6 protein-coding genes are annotated in these 14,928 nt (G+C 75.9%); 5 read left to right on the plus strand and 1 reads right to left on the minus strand.

The features are described 5' to 3' along the window. The first annotated feature begins 163 nt into the window (after positions 1 to 163). Genes O7625_RS19730 through O7625_RS19750 form a run of 5 tightly spaced genes read left to right on the plus strand, consistent with a single transcriptional unit; the run spans position 164 to position 12,449 of the window. The gene (locus O7625_RS19730; RefSeq protein ID WP_282340446.1) at positions 164 to 1,039 is read left to right on the plus strand and encodes a DUF4132 domain-containing protein; all 876 of its coding nucleotides are present in this window, start codon (positions 164 to 166) and stop codon (positions 1,037 to 1,039) included. Further along, complete coding sequence (locus tag O7625_RS19735; protein ID WP_282340448.1) at positions 1,036 to 5,790, plus strand: hypothetical protein; 4,755 nt, start codon at positions 1,036 to 1,038, stop codon at positions 5,788 to 5,790. The genes O7625_RS19730 and O7625_RS19735 overlap by 4 nt, the downstream gene beginning before the upstream one ends. Then, entirely contained in the window at positions 5,787 to 6,950 is a 1,164-nt protein-coding gene (locus tag O7625_RS19740) for an AAA family ATPase (protein ID WP_282340449.1), read from the plus strand. Before O7625_RS19735 ends, O7625_RS19740 begins: the two co-directional genes overlap by 4 nt. Continuing rightward, the gene (locus O7625_RS19745; protein WP_282340450.1) at positions 6,934 to 10,443 is read left to right on the plus strand and encodes a DUF5682 family protein; all 3,510 of its coding nucleotides are present in this window, start codon (positions 6,934 to 6,936) and stop codon (positions 10,441 to 10,443) included. The genes O7625_RS19740 and O7625_RS19745 overlap by 17 nt, the downstream gene beginning before the upstream one ends. Beyond that, entirely contained in the window at positions 10,440 to 12,449 is a 2,010-nt protein-coding gene (locus tag O7625_RS19750) for a hypothetical protein (RefSeq protein WP_282340452.1), read from the plus strand. The genes O7625_RS19745 and O7625_RS19750 overlap by 4 nt, the downstream gene beginning before the upstream one ends. 112 nt (positions 12,450 to 12,561) lie before the next feature. Here O7625_RS19750 and O7625_RS19755 read toward each other — a convergent pair whose 3' ends face one another. Next, on the minus strand, positions 12,562 to 14,640 hold the full coding sequence (locus tag O7625_RS19755; protein ID WP_282340454.1) for a cellulase family glycosylhydrolase: 2,079 nt from the start codon (positions 14,638 to 14,640) through the stop codon (positions 12,562 to 12,564). Positions 14,641 to 14,928 lie beyond the last annotated feature (288 nt).

Below are 14,928 nucleotides of genomic sequence, written 5' to 3' on the forward strand. Positions count from 1 at the left end.
ACCACCGGCGGCACTCGGGGATCGCTGCTCTCCACTGCTCCTCACCGACAGTGAGGAATCCTGCCAGTGCCGGGCCGGTGGCCGCGGGCGGGACGGCGGCCGTTCTTGTCGTCCGGGTGGGCTAGCCTCCGGTGTCTTGATCGGTCGAGCATGGGATGTCCACATGGGATGGTCAGCGGTGCCGGGTGGCTATCAGGTCGCTCTCCGTGACGGCGACGTCGTGGCGCGGAACGCCAAGGGGCGGGAACTCCGTTCCGTGCCGGCGTCCTTACGCGACGATCCGACAGTGCTCGGGCTGCGCCAGCTCACCGAGTGGCTGACCCGGCACGAGGCCCAGTGCCGGACGGACATCGAACGCTGGATGGTGCGCTCGCTGCCGGTGCCGGTCTCGGTGCTGACCGAGGTGTGGCCGGACGAGGCGTGGCGCACCGCGCTGACCGATCTCGTCGTCGCGGTGCTCGACGACGACGGCCACCGGGATCCGGACGGGGTGGGTCTGCTCCGCGACGCGGGCGACGGTCAGGTCGGGCTGGTCGACCTCGACGGCGACACCGTCCGGCGGACCGCCCGGCGGATCGTCATTCCCCACCCGGTCACCCTCGACGACCTCGACGACCTGCGGGAGTTCGCCGCCGAGCTCCAGGTCCGCCAGTCCGTCGACCAGCTCTTCCGGCAGACCTGGGTCCGCGGGCCGGACGTCGATCCGACGGCGACCCGGGTCGGCGACTACTCCGGCGGCCGGTACGACCAGCTCCGCCACCTGACCGCCCGGGCCACGAAGCTCGGCTACCCGGTGCGCGGCGGCAACGCGGTGTGCCGGATCGTCGAGGACGGCCACACCGTCGAGGCCCGGTCGTGGGTCGGCGCCGATGACCCGTACTACGAGACCGAGACCGGTGACCTCGTCTTCACCGACCGGCACGGCACCGCCCTGCCGCTGGGCACGGTCGGCCCGGTGGCCTGGTCGGAAGGAACCCGGATGGCCGCCGCGCTGTACGCCGGACGAATCGTGGCAGCACAAGAGGAGGATGGCCGGTGAGCGCCGACACGATGGACCTGCTGGAGGCGGGAGCGGTGCTGCCCGTCGGCACGGTGGTGGCCAAGGACGACACCGCCGCCACCCTGACCGCCCGCCGCTACGCCCACCCGGCCCTCGTCGGCCGGACCGTGGTCCGGCTGGTCATCGACACCCTCGGCGAGGCCGAGGACCTGTCCATGGAGTTCCTGGGCTTCACCCCGCCGGACCGGGTGACCCCGGTCGGCGTGGTCCGCCAGCAGGCCCTCGGCTTCCCGGCCTGGGCGCTGGTCCACGACCCGGCCAACGGACACCACGCCCTGGCCCTGGTCAAGGAGATCGAGCGGCTGGCCCGGACGGCGAAGTCCCGGATCGGCCCGGCGAAGGACGGCTTCAACGCCCTCGGCGAGCGGCTGGCCCGGTCGGTGCCGCACTTCCTGCCGACGTTCTACGAGGAGGCCGGGCGGGCGTTCCTCGCCGCCGACAGCGTGACCCACGCGGCGAGCATGTTCGGCAAGGCCCGGGACGCCGAACGCGCCTACGGGCTGACCATCGACGAGGACCGCCAGCACGCCGTCTTCCTCGAGTTCGCGCTGGCCGGCGCGCTGACCGCGAAGGCGCTCTCCGGCCACGCCCGGGACCTGGCGACCCGGCGCGCACCGGCCGACGCGTACGCGATGTTCCTGCGGCTGTGCGTGGAGCGCACGCTGGGCGGCCTGCCGCCGTACGCGGCGATGCACACCGACCTGCGCCGGCTGGCCCGCGCCGCCGGCCTCGACCCGGCCGCCGAGGACGAGCGGGTGCTCGGCGAGCTGCTGGCCGCACCGGCGCTCAACCGGGCGCCGGAGGCGTTCTGGAACGCCTACCGGGCACCGCTGGCCCGGCTCGCCGCCACCGACCCCGCCCTGCGCGGCCGGCTGCTCGGGCTGACCCCCCAGCACTGCGGCGACGACGTCTGGCTGGGCGTGCTGGAGGACGCCGGTGCCACCCTGGCGCTGACCGGGCCGGCGGACGCCGTACCCGCCGAGGCCGCGGCGCCGGACGGACCGGCCGGCTGGCTGGGCCGGTTCGACGCGCACCGGGAGCGTCGCTCGTGGCACGTCCGCAAGCGACACCCCGGGCTGCTGGCGCTGGTCGCCCGGATGGCGGGGCGGCTGAAGGCCGACGGGGTTCCGGTCGCGCTCTGCCGCTCCCACGACACCGTGGACCTCGACCTGCTCGACACCTGCCTCGCGCTGGGGGTGCCCGTCGCGGATCCGGGCGACGGTGTCCGGCACCGGCTGGAATCGTGGCTGGCCGACGAGACCGACGGGCGGCGCGACCTGGTCGCCGTCGCCGCCGACCGGCGTTTCCTGCCGCTGCTGGTCGAGGGGGTCGAGCGGCGGCTGAGCTCCGGCTCGCGCGACCTGAGCGACCCGACGCCGCGGGTGACGGAGATCGTCGCGGTGCCCGGCCTGCGGACCGCCCTGCGGGGCTGGCTGGACACCCTCGCCGACGCCGTCGGACGGCAGGGGCTGCCCACCCTCGACCACCACCTCGACCGGGTCGGCACGGTCGCCTGCCCGACCGGGTTCGCCGTCAACCCCGACGCGGTACGCCGGCTCGTCGACCACGACCTCGGCCCGGTCCTCGGCCGCACGCTGCGCTCCGGCCTGCTCGACGAGTACGGCTGGCCGGCCCTGGACACCGCCACCGAACGGCTCGCCGAGTCGACGGTGGACGTACAGCTCACCGGGCAGTGGCCGTACCTGCTCCTGGTCACCGGCGACCTGGTCTCGGTGGCCGGGCCGGACGGGGTGACGCTCGAGCACCTGATGCGGATCCCGGCCGGGGAGAACCGCTACCGCTGGCGGCTGGTCCTGCGCTACGTCGACGGGCAGCTGCTGGTCTGCTGGGACCGGGGCCGCGATCGGGCCGCCTACTGGAGCGGGGCACCGGACGACGTCTTCGTCCTCCCCGACGACGCCTTCACCAGCTACCCCCGGCTGTCGCTGCCGCTGCCCGGCGGGGGGCGCACCCAGGGGCGGCGTCCGCTGCGGGTCGGTGACCGGGGCGAGCGGACCGGCGGCCGGGTGATCAGCGACGGTGACACCTACTGGGTACGCGCCGCCGACCACCCGCTCGGCTGGCGCGAGTACGACCCCGCCACGGGCGAGCCGGGCCGGTTCTCCCGGCCGACGTTCTTCGAGGACGGCACGGTCGACGGGCGGCCACTGGACGCGGAGGCGTCCTGGCTGCGTCCCGTCGAGTCGTCGGCCAGCCCGCTGGGCCACGCGGCCGGGCTGGCCGGCTGGCGGGCCCGGCGCGCGGCGGACGGCGGCTGGGCCGGCGAGTCCGTGGACGGGCGCTCCTTCGCCCTGCCGGCGGGGGTGTCCCCCGGCGGCAAGCTGGCGGCGGCGGTGCGGTTCCCCGGCGCGGATACCACCTTCGGCGTGCTGCACCAGGGCCGGGGCTCCGGTGGCGAGCTGCTGCTCTGCGCCGAGGACGGCTTCCTGCTCGGGCGCTACCAGCTCGGCGCGGAGCGGTCGGCCTTCGCCGCCGGCACCCGGCTGGTGCCGCCCCTGGAGTACTGGCACTTCCTGCGGCCCCGCGACGAGGCCGGTTCGGCGGCGCTGCGGGGCGTCACCGACGCCCAGGCCGGCGCGCTGCTGGCCGAGGCGGCCGGTCAGGACGCCGCCCAGGTGCGCGCCCTGGTCGGCCGGTACCTCCCGCAGCTCACCGCGCCCGCCCTCGTCGCCGGGGTCGCCGGGCTCGTCAGCCGGGCCGCCGCCCAGGTGGCCCGACTACGGACGCTGGCCGCCGTGCTCGACGGCGAACAGGCCAACGCGCTGCCGGCGCAGGAGCAGGCCCCGGCCGGGGCACCGGCGGTCGACCGGCTGCTCTCCGAGGGGCTCGCCGGGCTGATCCAGTACTGCTACAGCGCGGAGGACAGCTCCCTGCGGCTGATCTCCCGCGCGGGGGCCGTTCTCACCGGCACCGACCCGACACCGGACGCCCGGGGTCGACTCGACGGTGACCTCGACTGGTTCGACCTGCTGGGGGTGCTGCCGGCCGCGATGTACCGGGCGGTGGCCCCGATCTGCCTGTCCGAGGTACGCGAGGCGCTGCTGACGCTGCTGGAGGTGTGCGCCCGCTCCGGGCTCCTCACCGCCGGCAGCCGGCTGCGGCGGCTCACCCTGGTCGCCGACGCCGGCACCCCGGTCGACCAGGCCCGGGGGCAGCTGCTGACCGAGGGCGGCCGACGGACGCTGGTGCTCGCCGTCGACACCGACGACCGGGAGCTCGACGTGCTCGACTGGACGCCGACCGGGCGGTTCTCGGCGGTGCCGGGTTTCCGGATCACCGAGGAGGAGATCCTGCCGACCGGCGACGTCACGCCGCAGCGGCTCGACGAGTTCGTCCGGCTCGCCCGGGCCAACGGGCCGCTGGAGTGGCAGCCCGGCTGGGCGCGCACCCTGTCCGAGGCGGCGGGCATGAGCCATGCCGAGGCGGTGCTGCTGCTGACCGGCCTGCCCCGGCTCGTGTGGGAGAAGGCCCCGGCCGAGCTGCGGACCATCCTGGAGCTGCCCGACGCGGCGGCCGCCGCCGCGGCGGCCCGGTTCTGGGGCACCGGCGGGCGCGGGCGCCAGGCCTTCGCCGGGCTGCTCGGGCGGCTGCTGCCGGAGGATCCGGCGACGCTCTGGGTCGACGGACCCCGGCAGGACCTGATCGTCGAGGAGTGGATCGGGCGGCACGGGCGACGTCGACCCGTCGCCGACGAGTTGATCGTCCAGCTCGACCGGGCCGAGGTGACCAGCCCGCTGCCGGCCTCGACGGTGGTCCACTGGGTGGCCAACGCGGCGACCTGCCCCTGGCTGGCCGGCGCCGACTCCGGCGTGGACGACGACGACGCGCTGATCGCGCTGACCAGGACCCTGCCGTGGCTGGCCTACCACCTGGCCGTCGACGACCCGATCCGGTCGGCGTTGCCGGTGGCCGCCCGACTGGCCCGGCAGCGGCTGGCCGATCCCGGGTTCACCGTCACGGTCGGCCACCTCGACGGCAACAAGCTCCCGGCGTTCACCGCCGCGTTCGGTCTCCCGGTGACCACCGGCCCGGCGGGCACCGAGGTCGGCCCGGTGCTGATCCCGCCGACGACCCGCTGGCAGCAGGTCCGGTTGCGTCCGTCCCGGCTGTCCGGGCTGGACGATCCGGCGCTGGCCGTGCTGCGGGCCCGCCTCGACCAGGTCAACGAGCCGTTGCTGGCGGCGCTGCGCGCGCTGCTCGGTGACCAGCTCAGCGAGGTGGTGTCGCACGTCGTCCCGGCGATGGACGACGGCTTCGCGCAGGACCCGACCCGGTCCGACCCCGAGCTGGTCGCGACGGTCGCCTCGACGCTCGGGCTGGGCGCCGACGCCGCGGCGCTCTACCTGCAGCTGCTCGCCCTGCCCGACCCGACCGACCGCAACGTCGCCCGGTGGACCGGCTGGAAGCCGGCCCGGCTCAAGGCGGCCCGCGCCGAGCTGGCCGCGACCGGGCACGTCGTCGCGGCGAAGCGGCCCCGGGCCGGCCGGTCGCTGTTCCTGCCCGGCGGCTGGTTGGCGCTGAAGGCGCCGCTGCTGCCCCTGGAACGGTGGAAGCTACCGCTGCTGATCGGGGGCGAGGGCGGCGTGACCGCGCTGGGCATCGTCTCCCCGGTCGCCCCCGCACCCCGGCTGTTCGCGCTCGCCTGGGCCCGGCTGGTCGAGGGTGACGCCCCCCGCTTCGACGATCTCGTTACGGAAAGGCGCCGATGACCACCGCGACCACCCCGGCGGCTCGCCAGGTCCAGCCGGCCGAGCACGCCCACGCCACCGAGCTGGCCTTCCTCGCCGGGTACGACGACGGGCCCCGACCGCCGGGCTGGCGGCTGACCCCCCGTGCGGTGGTCACCTTCATCGTGGGCAGTGGCGGTGCCCCGCTGGAGCTGCCCCGGCAGGCCCGCCGCGACGACCTGCCCCGCACCCTGGCCGTGACCGCCAAGTTCGTCGGGGAACGGGCCCTGGTCGAACGCTGCGTCGTCACCCTGGCCGGGGAGCGGGGCCTGCTGCTCGTCGGCGAGCCGGGCACCGCCAAGTCGATGCTGTCGGAGCTGCTGTCCGCCGCGATCTGCGGCACCAGCGAGCTGGTCGTGCAGGGCACCGCGGGGACCACCGAGGACCAGCTCCGGTACGGCTGGAACTACGCCCTGCTGCTCGCGCACGGGCCGAGCGCCGCCGCGCTGGTGCCGTCGCCGATCCTGTCCGCGATGCGGACCGGCGCGGTGGCCCGGGTGGAGGAGATCACCCGCTGTCTGCCGGAGGTCCAGGACGCGCTGGTGTCCATCCTGTCCGACCGGCGGATCGCGGTGCCCGAGCTGTCCGGCACCGCCGAGGCGACCGTGCCCGCCGCCCCCGGCTTCACGCTGATCGCGACCGCCAACCTGCGCGACCGGGGGGTGTCGGAGATGTCGGCGGCGCTCAAACGCCGGTTCAACTTCGAGACGGTCGGCCCGATCGGCGACCTCGCCCAGGAGGTCGCCCTGGTGGCGCGGCAGGCCCGCGCCACGCTGGAGCGGGTGCACGCCCCGTTCGCGGTCGACGACGCGGTGTTGGAGGCGCTGGTCACCGCGTTCCGGGACCTGCGGGCGGGGCGGTCGGTCGAGGGCTGGGAGGTGGAGCGGCCCTCCACGGTGATGAGCACCGCCGAGGCGGTGGCGGTCGCGTCGTCGCTGGCGCTGGCGGCGGCCTACTTCCCCGGTGACCGGGACGTGCTGTCGCTGCTGCCGGGGCACCTGCTCGGCGTGGTCCGCAAGGACGACCCCGCCGACGGGGCCAAGCTGCTCGGCTACTGGGACGGCGCGGTCCGGCGGCGGGCCGAGGACGGCGGACGGCTGTGGCGGCAACTCTGGGAACTGCGCGATGTCCTCACCGACTGACCCGTCACCGCCGGCCGGCCCGGGGCTGGTCGATCCCGCGGTCGCGGTCACCGCGCTGGCCGGGCACCGCCGGCCGTACCTGATCGGGGTACGGCACCACTCGCCCGCGCTGGCGGTGGTGCTGCCCCGGCTGCTGGCCGGGTACCGACCCGAGGTGCTTCTCCTCGAACTCCCGCCGGAGCTGGGCGAGTGGCTGCCGTGGCTCGCCGACCCGGCCACCACCGCCCCGGTGGCGCTGGCCGGGGTGGTCGGCGACCGTGGGGGGCCGGCGTTCTACCCGTTCGCCGACTTCTCCCCGGAGCTGGTCGCGGTGCGCTGGGCCGCCCGCAACGGGGTGCCGGTCGTCCCGTGTGACCTGCCGCTGGCCGACCCGGCCTGGCAGGAGCGCGAGCCGGCCGGCACCCCGCCGCCGGGCCGGTCGTTCGCCGACGCGCTGCGGGCGGCCGGCACCGGACGCCCCGACGACGACCTGTGGGACCGGTCGGTCGAGGCCCGGGCACCCGGCGCGGACCCGGAGGCGGTCCGCCGGGCGGCGCTCGCGGTCGGCTGGGCGTTGCGGGCCGACGCCGAGCGGGGGCCGGGGGTGTCCCCCCTCGACCTGCGGCGGGAGGCGTGGATGCGGCGGTGCCTGGCCGAGGCGGGGCAGGGTCGGGTCGCCGCCCTGGTCGGCGCGTTCCATGCCCCGGCGCTGCTGACCGGCGCGCAGGACCCGCCACCGGCCGGCCCGGCGGGTGCGTCGTCGGTGGTGACCTCGCTGGTGCCGTACACGTTCGGGCTGCTCGACGCCCGGTCGGGCTACCCGGCCGGCATCCGCGATCCGCAGTGGCAGCAGTCGGTGCTCGCCGCCGACGGTGACCCCGCAGCCGTCGAGTCGGCGACGACGGGCGCGGTGGTGGCGGTCTGCGCGGCGATCCGCCGGGCCGGTCACCCGGCCGGTCCGGGCGAGGCCCGGGAGGCGGTCCGGCTCGCGCTCGACCTGGCCCGGCTGCGCGGCCTGCCGGCACCGGGCCGGGGTGAGCTGGTCGAGGCGATCCAGAGCGTGCTCGCCCACGGCGAGGTCCTCGGCCGGGGCCGCGCGGTGGCCGGCGCGATGGAACAGGTGCTCGTCGGCGACCGGCGGGGCGCGTTGGCCCCCGGCACCCCGCGCTCCGGGCTGGCCCCGGCGGTGCGCGAGCTGCTGACCCGGTTGCGTCTGCCCGGCGCCGGCGACCCGGTCCGGGAGCTGCGGCTGGACCCGCTCCGGTCCGCCCTGGACCGGCGGCGGGAGATCGCGCTGCACCGGCTGGTGGTCTGCGGTGTCGACTACGCCGCGCCGGCCGGCGGCGCGGGGGTCGGCGGGGTGGACACCGTCACCACCCGTTGGCGGGTGGAGTGGTCCCCCCGGACCGAGGCGACGATCGAGGTGGCCGGGCTGCGCGGGGTGACCCTGGGGCAGGCCACCGAGGGTGCCCTGGTGGAGCGGCGACGGCGGGAACGGGCCGACGGGGGGCCGACCGTCGCCGCGGTGATCGCGGGGTTGGCGGACGCCGCGCGGTGCGACCTGGCCGGGTTGGCCGCGCGCCGGCTCGCCGAGGTGTCGGTCACCGTGCCGGCGGAGGGCAGCCTCGGTGAGCTGGTCGCCGCGTTGGCGCTGCTCGACCGGCTGCGCCTCGGTCACCTGCCCGGTGGGTCGGGGATGTCGCCGGGTGAGCTGGGGCGGGCCGTCGAGGCGCTGGAGGGCGCGGCGATCCGGCAGGTCGACGGGCTGGCCGGTGCCGAGGACGCGGCCAGTGCCGAGGCGTTGGCCACGCTCGCCCAGCGGGCCGACGCGGCCGGGGCGGGGTTACGCCTGGCCGACTGTCTGGCCCGGCTCGCCGCCGGGGGCACCCCGCTGATGGCCGCCGCGGCCGGCGCGGTCCAGGCCCTGCTCGGCCTGCGGGAGCCGGCGGCCTTCGGCCGGCTCGTCGCGTCCTGGTGGGACACCGCGACCACGCCCACCGGGCGGCAGCAGCTCCAGGGACGGCTGACCGGGCTGCTGGTCGTCGCCGAACCGCTGCTGCGGGCCAGCGGTGAGGTGCTGGACGGGTTCCTCGACCGGATCGAGACGGTGCCCGACGAGGAGTTCCTGGCCCGGCTACCGGCGCTGCGCGCCGGCTTCCACGTGGTCAGCCCGGCGGGCCGGGACCGGCTGCTGGAGGTGGTCCGGGAACGGCTCGACGACACCGGTCCGGCGGCCGACATCGCGGTGCTCGACGATCCGGAGGCCCTGCTGGTCCGGCTGCGCGCCGACCGGGCCGGTCGGGAGGCGCTGCTGCGGGAGGGCCTGCTCACCCCCGGTCCGGCGGCGTCGTCGCCGGAGCCGGCGGAGGTCGCCGCCGCGGCGCGGCCAGCGGACCGGCGCAGGCCCGCCGGTGGGCTCTCGACGGTGGACCGGTGGCGGCTCGTGCTCGGCCGGGAGTCCGCCCGGGTGGGGCCGCGCGCCCGCCGCTACGCCACCGCGCTCGACGAGCTGTACGGCGCGGGCCGGGGCGAAGGGGCCGGTGCCGAGGCGGCCGGTCGGGCCGGTCGGGAGGCGTCGTTTCCCGGCGTACGCGAGTGGGCGGAGGAGCTGTCCGCCCTGTTCGGCCCCGGGGTGCGGGAGGAGGTGTTGGCGCGGGCCGTCGAGGCGGGCCGGCTGGACGCGGTCGCCGAGCTGGATCCGGCGGCGGTGCGTCCGTCCGTCGAGTTGCTCCGGGACGTGCTCACCCTCGCGGGCGGCCTGCCGGAGTCCACGGTGGCGCGGCTGCGACCGCTGGTCGCCCGCCTGGTGGCGGAGCTGACCAGGCAGTTGGCCGCCCGGTTGCGTCCGGCGCTGACCGGGCTGACCACCCCCCGTCCCACCCCCCGGCCGGGCGGGCCGCTGGACCTGCCCCGGACGCTGCGGGCCAACCTGGCCACCATCCGCCGCGACGCGCAGGGGCGGGTCATGCTGGTGCCGGACCGGCCGGTGTTCCGCAGCCGCGCCCGCCGGGGGGTGGACTGGCGGCTGGTGCTCGTCGTCGACGTCTCCGGTTCGATGGAGGAGTCGGTGATCTGGTCGGCGCTCACCGCCGCCGTGCTGGCCGGTGTCCCGGCGCTCAGCACCCACTTCGTCGCCTTCTCCACCGAGATCGTGGACCTCTCCGACCGGGTGGACGACCCGCTGGCCCTGCTGCTGGAGGTCAGCGTCGGCGGGGGCACCCACATCGCGGCCGGGTTGCGGTACGCCCGGTCGTTGGTCACCGTGCCGCAGCGGACGATGGTGGTCGTGATCAGCGACTTCGAGGAGGGCTTCCCGATGGGTGGACTGCTGGCGGAGACCCGGGCGTTGGTCGAGGCGGGCTGCCAGGTGCTGGGCTGCGCCAGCCTGGACGACGCCGGTCGGCCCCGCTACTCGGTGTCGGCGGCGGGCCAGCTGGTGGCGGCGGGCATGCCGGTCGCCGCGTTGAGCCCGCTGGAGCTGGCCCGGTGGGTCGGCGAGCAGGTCCGCCGATGACCGCTCTGCCGGCGGTGACCGCGCCGGTGCTGGCCGAGGCGTTGGACGCGTTGCCGGCGCGGCTGCGCAGGAAGGTGGACGACGCGGTCGTCCGCGCCCGTGGTTGGCCGGTCACCGGCACGGCCGACGGGGTGACGGTCCGGGTCGACGAGTCGACGACGGTGACCCTGGTGGCGGTCGACGGGGTGGTGCGCGGTGCCGCCGACGCCCGGTGCAGTTGCCTGCTCGCGCCGAACTGCCTGCACAGGATGGCGGTGCTCGCCCTCGCCCCGGTGGACGACGCGGCCCCGGCGCAGCCGTCGCCGCCGTCCGCCGTCCGACCTGGCGATCCGTCCGCCGTCCGACCTGGCGATCCGTCCGCCGTCCGACCTGGCGATCCGTCCGTCGGCCGGCCCGGCGGTCCGGCGGCCGGTCCGGTGCCCGGGGCGCCCGCCGGTGGCACCGCAACCCCGCCCGCCGATGCCGTTGCCGCCCGGCCCGCCGATGCCGCCGCCGCGCCGCCCGCCGGTGCGGCGGCTGCGGCGGGCGGTGGCACCCCGGCTCCCCCGGCGGCCGGTGCGGCGTCGGACGGCGGGCTCACCGACCGTCAGCGGGTCGCCGCCGAGGGGCTGTGGCGGGTGGCGGTGGAGGTGCTGGCGGCGGGGGTGGTCGGCTGCGGGGTGGTGCTACGGACCGCCCTGCTGCGGGCGGTGCACGAGGCCAGGACCAACGGTCTGCACCGTGCCGCCGCGTCCGGCACCCGGGTCGCGGCGGGACTGCGGGCCGCCCGGGAGGCCGAACCGCACCACCGGCTCGCCGAGCTGACCGACGACCTGCGCGAGCTGCTGGCGGTGTCGCGTCGGCTGCGCGGGGCCGCGCCACCGGCCGATGAACTGGGGGCGCTGCTGGGTGTCGCCCGACGGGCCTACGACCCACAGGCCGGCCTGCGCCTGTACGGGCTCTGCACGGTGCCGGTGGTGACGGATTCCGGGTACGCCGGGGTGGTCACCTATCTGGCGGACCGCACCGGTCGGCTGTGGACGGTCGCCGATCTCGCCCCGGGCGACGTGGGACGGGCCGTCGGCGCGGGCGACGCCACGGTGGCGGTGGGCGAGTCGGGGCTCAGCCACCGGCAGCTCACCCGGGCCGGGCTGGTGGTGTCCGGTGGCACCGCGTCGGACTCGGGGCAGTTGGGGGCCGGCCGGGCGGTACGGGCGGTGCGGGCCGCCGGTGCCGGTTGGGCCGACGAACCGCTGGCCGGGTTGTGGACGCAGCCCCTGCCCGAGCAGGTACGCCGGGCCTTCGACGCGGTGACCCTGCCGGTGCCGGAGCGTCCGGCCGGCGCGGACCTGCTCTTCCTGACCGTGCGGGTGCTGGGCGGCCACGAGCACACCGTCCTCGTCGAGACCGGCGACCGGGCGGTGCTGACGCTGACCGCCGCCGACGAGCACGCCGTCCTGCCGTACCGGGACAACCTGCGGTTGCTGGCCCGGGCGGCAGGGGCGGAGCTGCGGCTGGTGGGTCGGCTCGATCCGGCCCGCCGGGCGACGGTCCAGGCGCTCTCGGTGGGGCCGACGTCGGTCGACGGGCCGGGGCTCGACCTGCCAGAGAGCTGGGCGGGGCACGCCGATCTCGGCTTCGACCGGCTGCACTCCAGCCAGCTCAGGGCGGGCGACCCGGGGTCGGTGGACGGTGCGTCCCCGGGCCGCGCCGGTCCCGTGCCGGGTCCGCGGGTCGGTGATGCCGCGGGGGGACTGCTGCGTCGGCAGGTGGAGCGGGTCGTCTCGGGTGGCCGGGCGGTCCAGGCGCTGGCCGATCCGGTGGCGCAGCGCCTGCGGTTGGCCCGGCTGGATCTGGGCGCGCAGCTGCTCACGACTCTGGGCGACGCGGCCCGGGCCCGTCCCCGGGACGCCTTCGGGCGGCTCACCGATGACGACGGTCAGGCGTTCGCGGAGTCCTGGCTGGCACTGGCGGTCTACGAGGGGGCGGCGTCGCGGGCACTGGCCGAGGCCTCCTGGCTGCCCTGAGGTGGCCGCCTGGCCGTCCGGACGGGCCGCGACCCGACCGGCGGACGGGGTGTCGCGGGCCGACCGGCGGTAGGGGCGTCGCGGGTTGACGGCTCCGCGACGCCCCGACCGGTCAGGCCGGGCTGCCGGTGACCGAGCTTCCCGTCTTCGTGATGCGGTACGTGACCTGCGTGCCGCTCCAGAAGTGGAAGGTCAGGGTGACCGGGCCGTCGTTGACCTCGGCGAAGAACTCGGGCTTCAGCAGGATGGTGCTGGCGCTGTAGTCCGGTTGGAAGTGCGTCCAGAACTCCTTGTAGGAGGTCCAGTTGGCCGGGCCGGCGCCGCTGCCGTCGGCGTACTTGGCTTCCATGGTGGCGAGCTGGTCACCACGGAACTGGGTGGGGATGGCGAACGAGGTGGTGGTGCCGGTGGCCGCCGACTGGGTGGGCCTGTCGGCGGAGATGATGCTGATCTGCCACGGCACGCCCTGCGAGAAGCGGGCCTCGATGGTGGCGTTGACCCCCGGGGCGCGGTTGCCGGCCAGGCGGGTCAGCGCCGACGCCGTGAGGGTGAGGGTGGTGCCGGAGACGGTGTAGTCGGTGCCGTTGACCAGGTTGGTGCTGCCCTGCCGCAGACCCTGGAACGAGGTGCCGTTCAGGTTGAGGGTGAGCGTCCTGGCGGTGATGGCGCCGGTGCGGGGCAGGTAGACCTGATCCGTGGATGCGGTGGCCGAGCGGGTGGTCCAGCTCGCCTTCATCAGGTCGAAGATGCCCTGGTCCCGCCATTGCAGGGTGTTGCGGTTGAGGAAGGATCCGGCGTCCCAGAGCATTGTGGTGAGGTTGCGCAGCCGGGCGTGGTAGCCGACGGCCTCGAAGAACTTCAGCAACTCGCCACGTTCGATGATGCCGGGCCGGGTGTAGTCGTAGCTGAGCAGCGCCCACTCACCGATGATCACGGGGATGCCCCGGGCGACGAACGAGGCGCGGGCGCGCTCGAAGGTGCCGACGAGGTCCTGCTCGACGTTGCTGTCGTAGCGGGTGCCGCCGGCGATGTTCACGCTGAACGGCCAGTACCCGTAGAAGTGGATGGTCGCGGCGATGTTGGGGTCGCGGAGCTGGCTGATGGTGGTGTTGAGCGCGTCCATCCGGGCCTGCTCGCCGCTGGTGTGCAGGGTGGGCAGCACCAGCAGCCGGGTGGCGTTGGTCCCGCCGGACTGGCGGACCAGGCGGACGAACGCCAGGTGGAGTTCGCGCAGCACCTCGTCGCTCTGGGCGTCGTCGGCGGTGCCGTTGAACTGCGGCTCGTTGATGTTCTCGAACACCAGCTTGGCGGAGTGGTCGCGGAAGGTGGTGGCGAGCTGGGTCCACAGCGCGGTGTACCGGTTGAGCACCGTGGTGCGGTCACCCGGGTACCCGTTGATCCACTGCCAGGAGTCGTGGTGCAGGTTGATCATCACGTAGAAGCCCTCGGCCAGCGACCAGTCGACCACCTGGCGCACCCGGCTCAACCAGACCGGGTCGATGGTGTATGTCGGGGCCGGTCCGGTGTGGTCGGTCCAGGTCACCGGGATCCGGATGCTGCGGTAGCCCTGCGAGCGCACCTGGCGCAGCAGCGCCTGGCTGGTCAGCGGATTGCCCCACGCCGTCTCGTCGGGGATGGCGTCGAGGGTGTTGCCCAGGTTCCAGCCGGGTTGCATCGCGGCCACCGTGGCCATCGCGTCGCCCCCGGGCGAGGGGGACGGCGACGGGGAGGTGGTCGGCGTCGGGGACGGCGGGGCGGTGGTGGGGGGCGGCGTCGGGGTGCCTCCCACCTCGCCGGTGCAGGCGACGCCGTTGAGGGAGAACGAGGTCGGTGCCGGGTTGCTGCCCGACCACGACCCGTTGAAACCGAAGGAGACCGTGCCGTTGGTGGCGATCGCCGCGTTGTAGCTCAGGTTCGTGGCGGTGGCCTGGTCGCCGGTGGCGGCGACGGTGGCGTTCCAGGCCTGGGTGACCCGCTGACCGGCCGGGAAGGTCCAGGCCAGGGTCCACCTGGCGACCGGGTCGCCGAGGTTGGTGATCTTGACGTCGGCGGTGAAGCCGCCCTGCCACTGCGAGGGCACGGCGTACGTCACGCGGCAGCCGGCGGCGGCCTGCGCGTTGCCGGCGACCATCAGGCCCGCCAGCAGCAGCGCGGCGAGCGTGCCGGCGAGCAGGCCGGCTCGCTGTCGCATTCTTCGGGTGTGGTGCGAAGTCATCAGGGAACTCCTCGCCATGGTGGCGCCGGTGGGGTGGGGTCGTCGGACGTCGCGCCGACCGGGCCGCCCTGGCGGGTACGGCGTCGACCGGATCAGGCCGGGCCACCGGCCGCGCTGTCGGCGCAACCCGGGCGGGCCGTGCGGACGGGTGCGGACGGTTGACGGCCCGGTCGGGGACGTGGCGAGTACGGACGCTGCCCAGGGCGTCCGCGATGAAGGGCGAGGCTCCCGCCTGGAAACGATCGGGATTTAGACTCAGAAAGT

The organism is Micromonospora sp. WMMD714 (genome assembly GCF_029581315.1).
Classification (GTDB): domain Bacteria; phylum Actinomycetota; class Actinomycetes; order Mycobacteriales; family Micromonosporaceae; genus Micromonospora; species Micromonospora rifamycinica.

Coding starts and splice junctions, on each gene's coding strand:
- O7625_RS19730 (WP_282340446.1), top strand. CDS start 164: ATGGGATGGTCAGCGGTGCCGGGTGGCTATCAGGTCGCTCTCCGTGAC.
- O7625_RS19740 (WP_282340449.1), top strand. CDS start 5,787: ATGACCACCGCGACCACCCCGGCGGCTCGCCAGGTCCAGCCGGCCGAG.
- O7625_RS19745 (WP_282340450.1), top strand. CDS start 6,934: ATGTCCTCACCGACTGACCCGTCACCGCCGGCCGGCCCGGGGCTGGTC.
- O7625_RS19750 (WP_282340452.1), top strand. CDS start 10,440: ATGACCGCTCTGCCGGCGGTGACCGCGCCGGTGCTGGCCGAGGCGTTG.
- O7625_RS19755 (WP_282340454.1), bottom strand. CDS start 14,640: ATGCGACAGCGAGCCGGCCTGCTCGCCGGCACGCTCGCCGCGCTGCTG.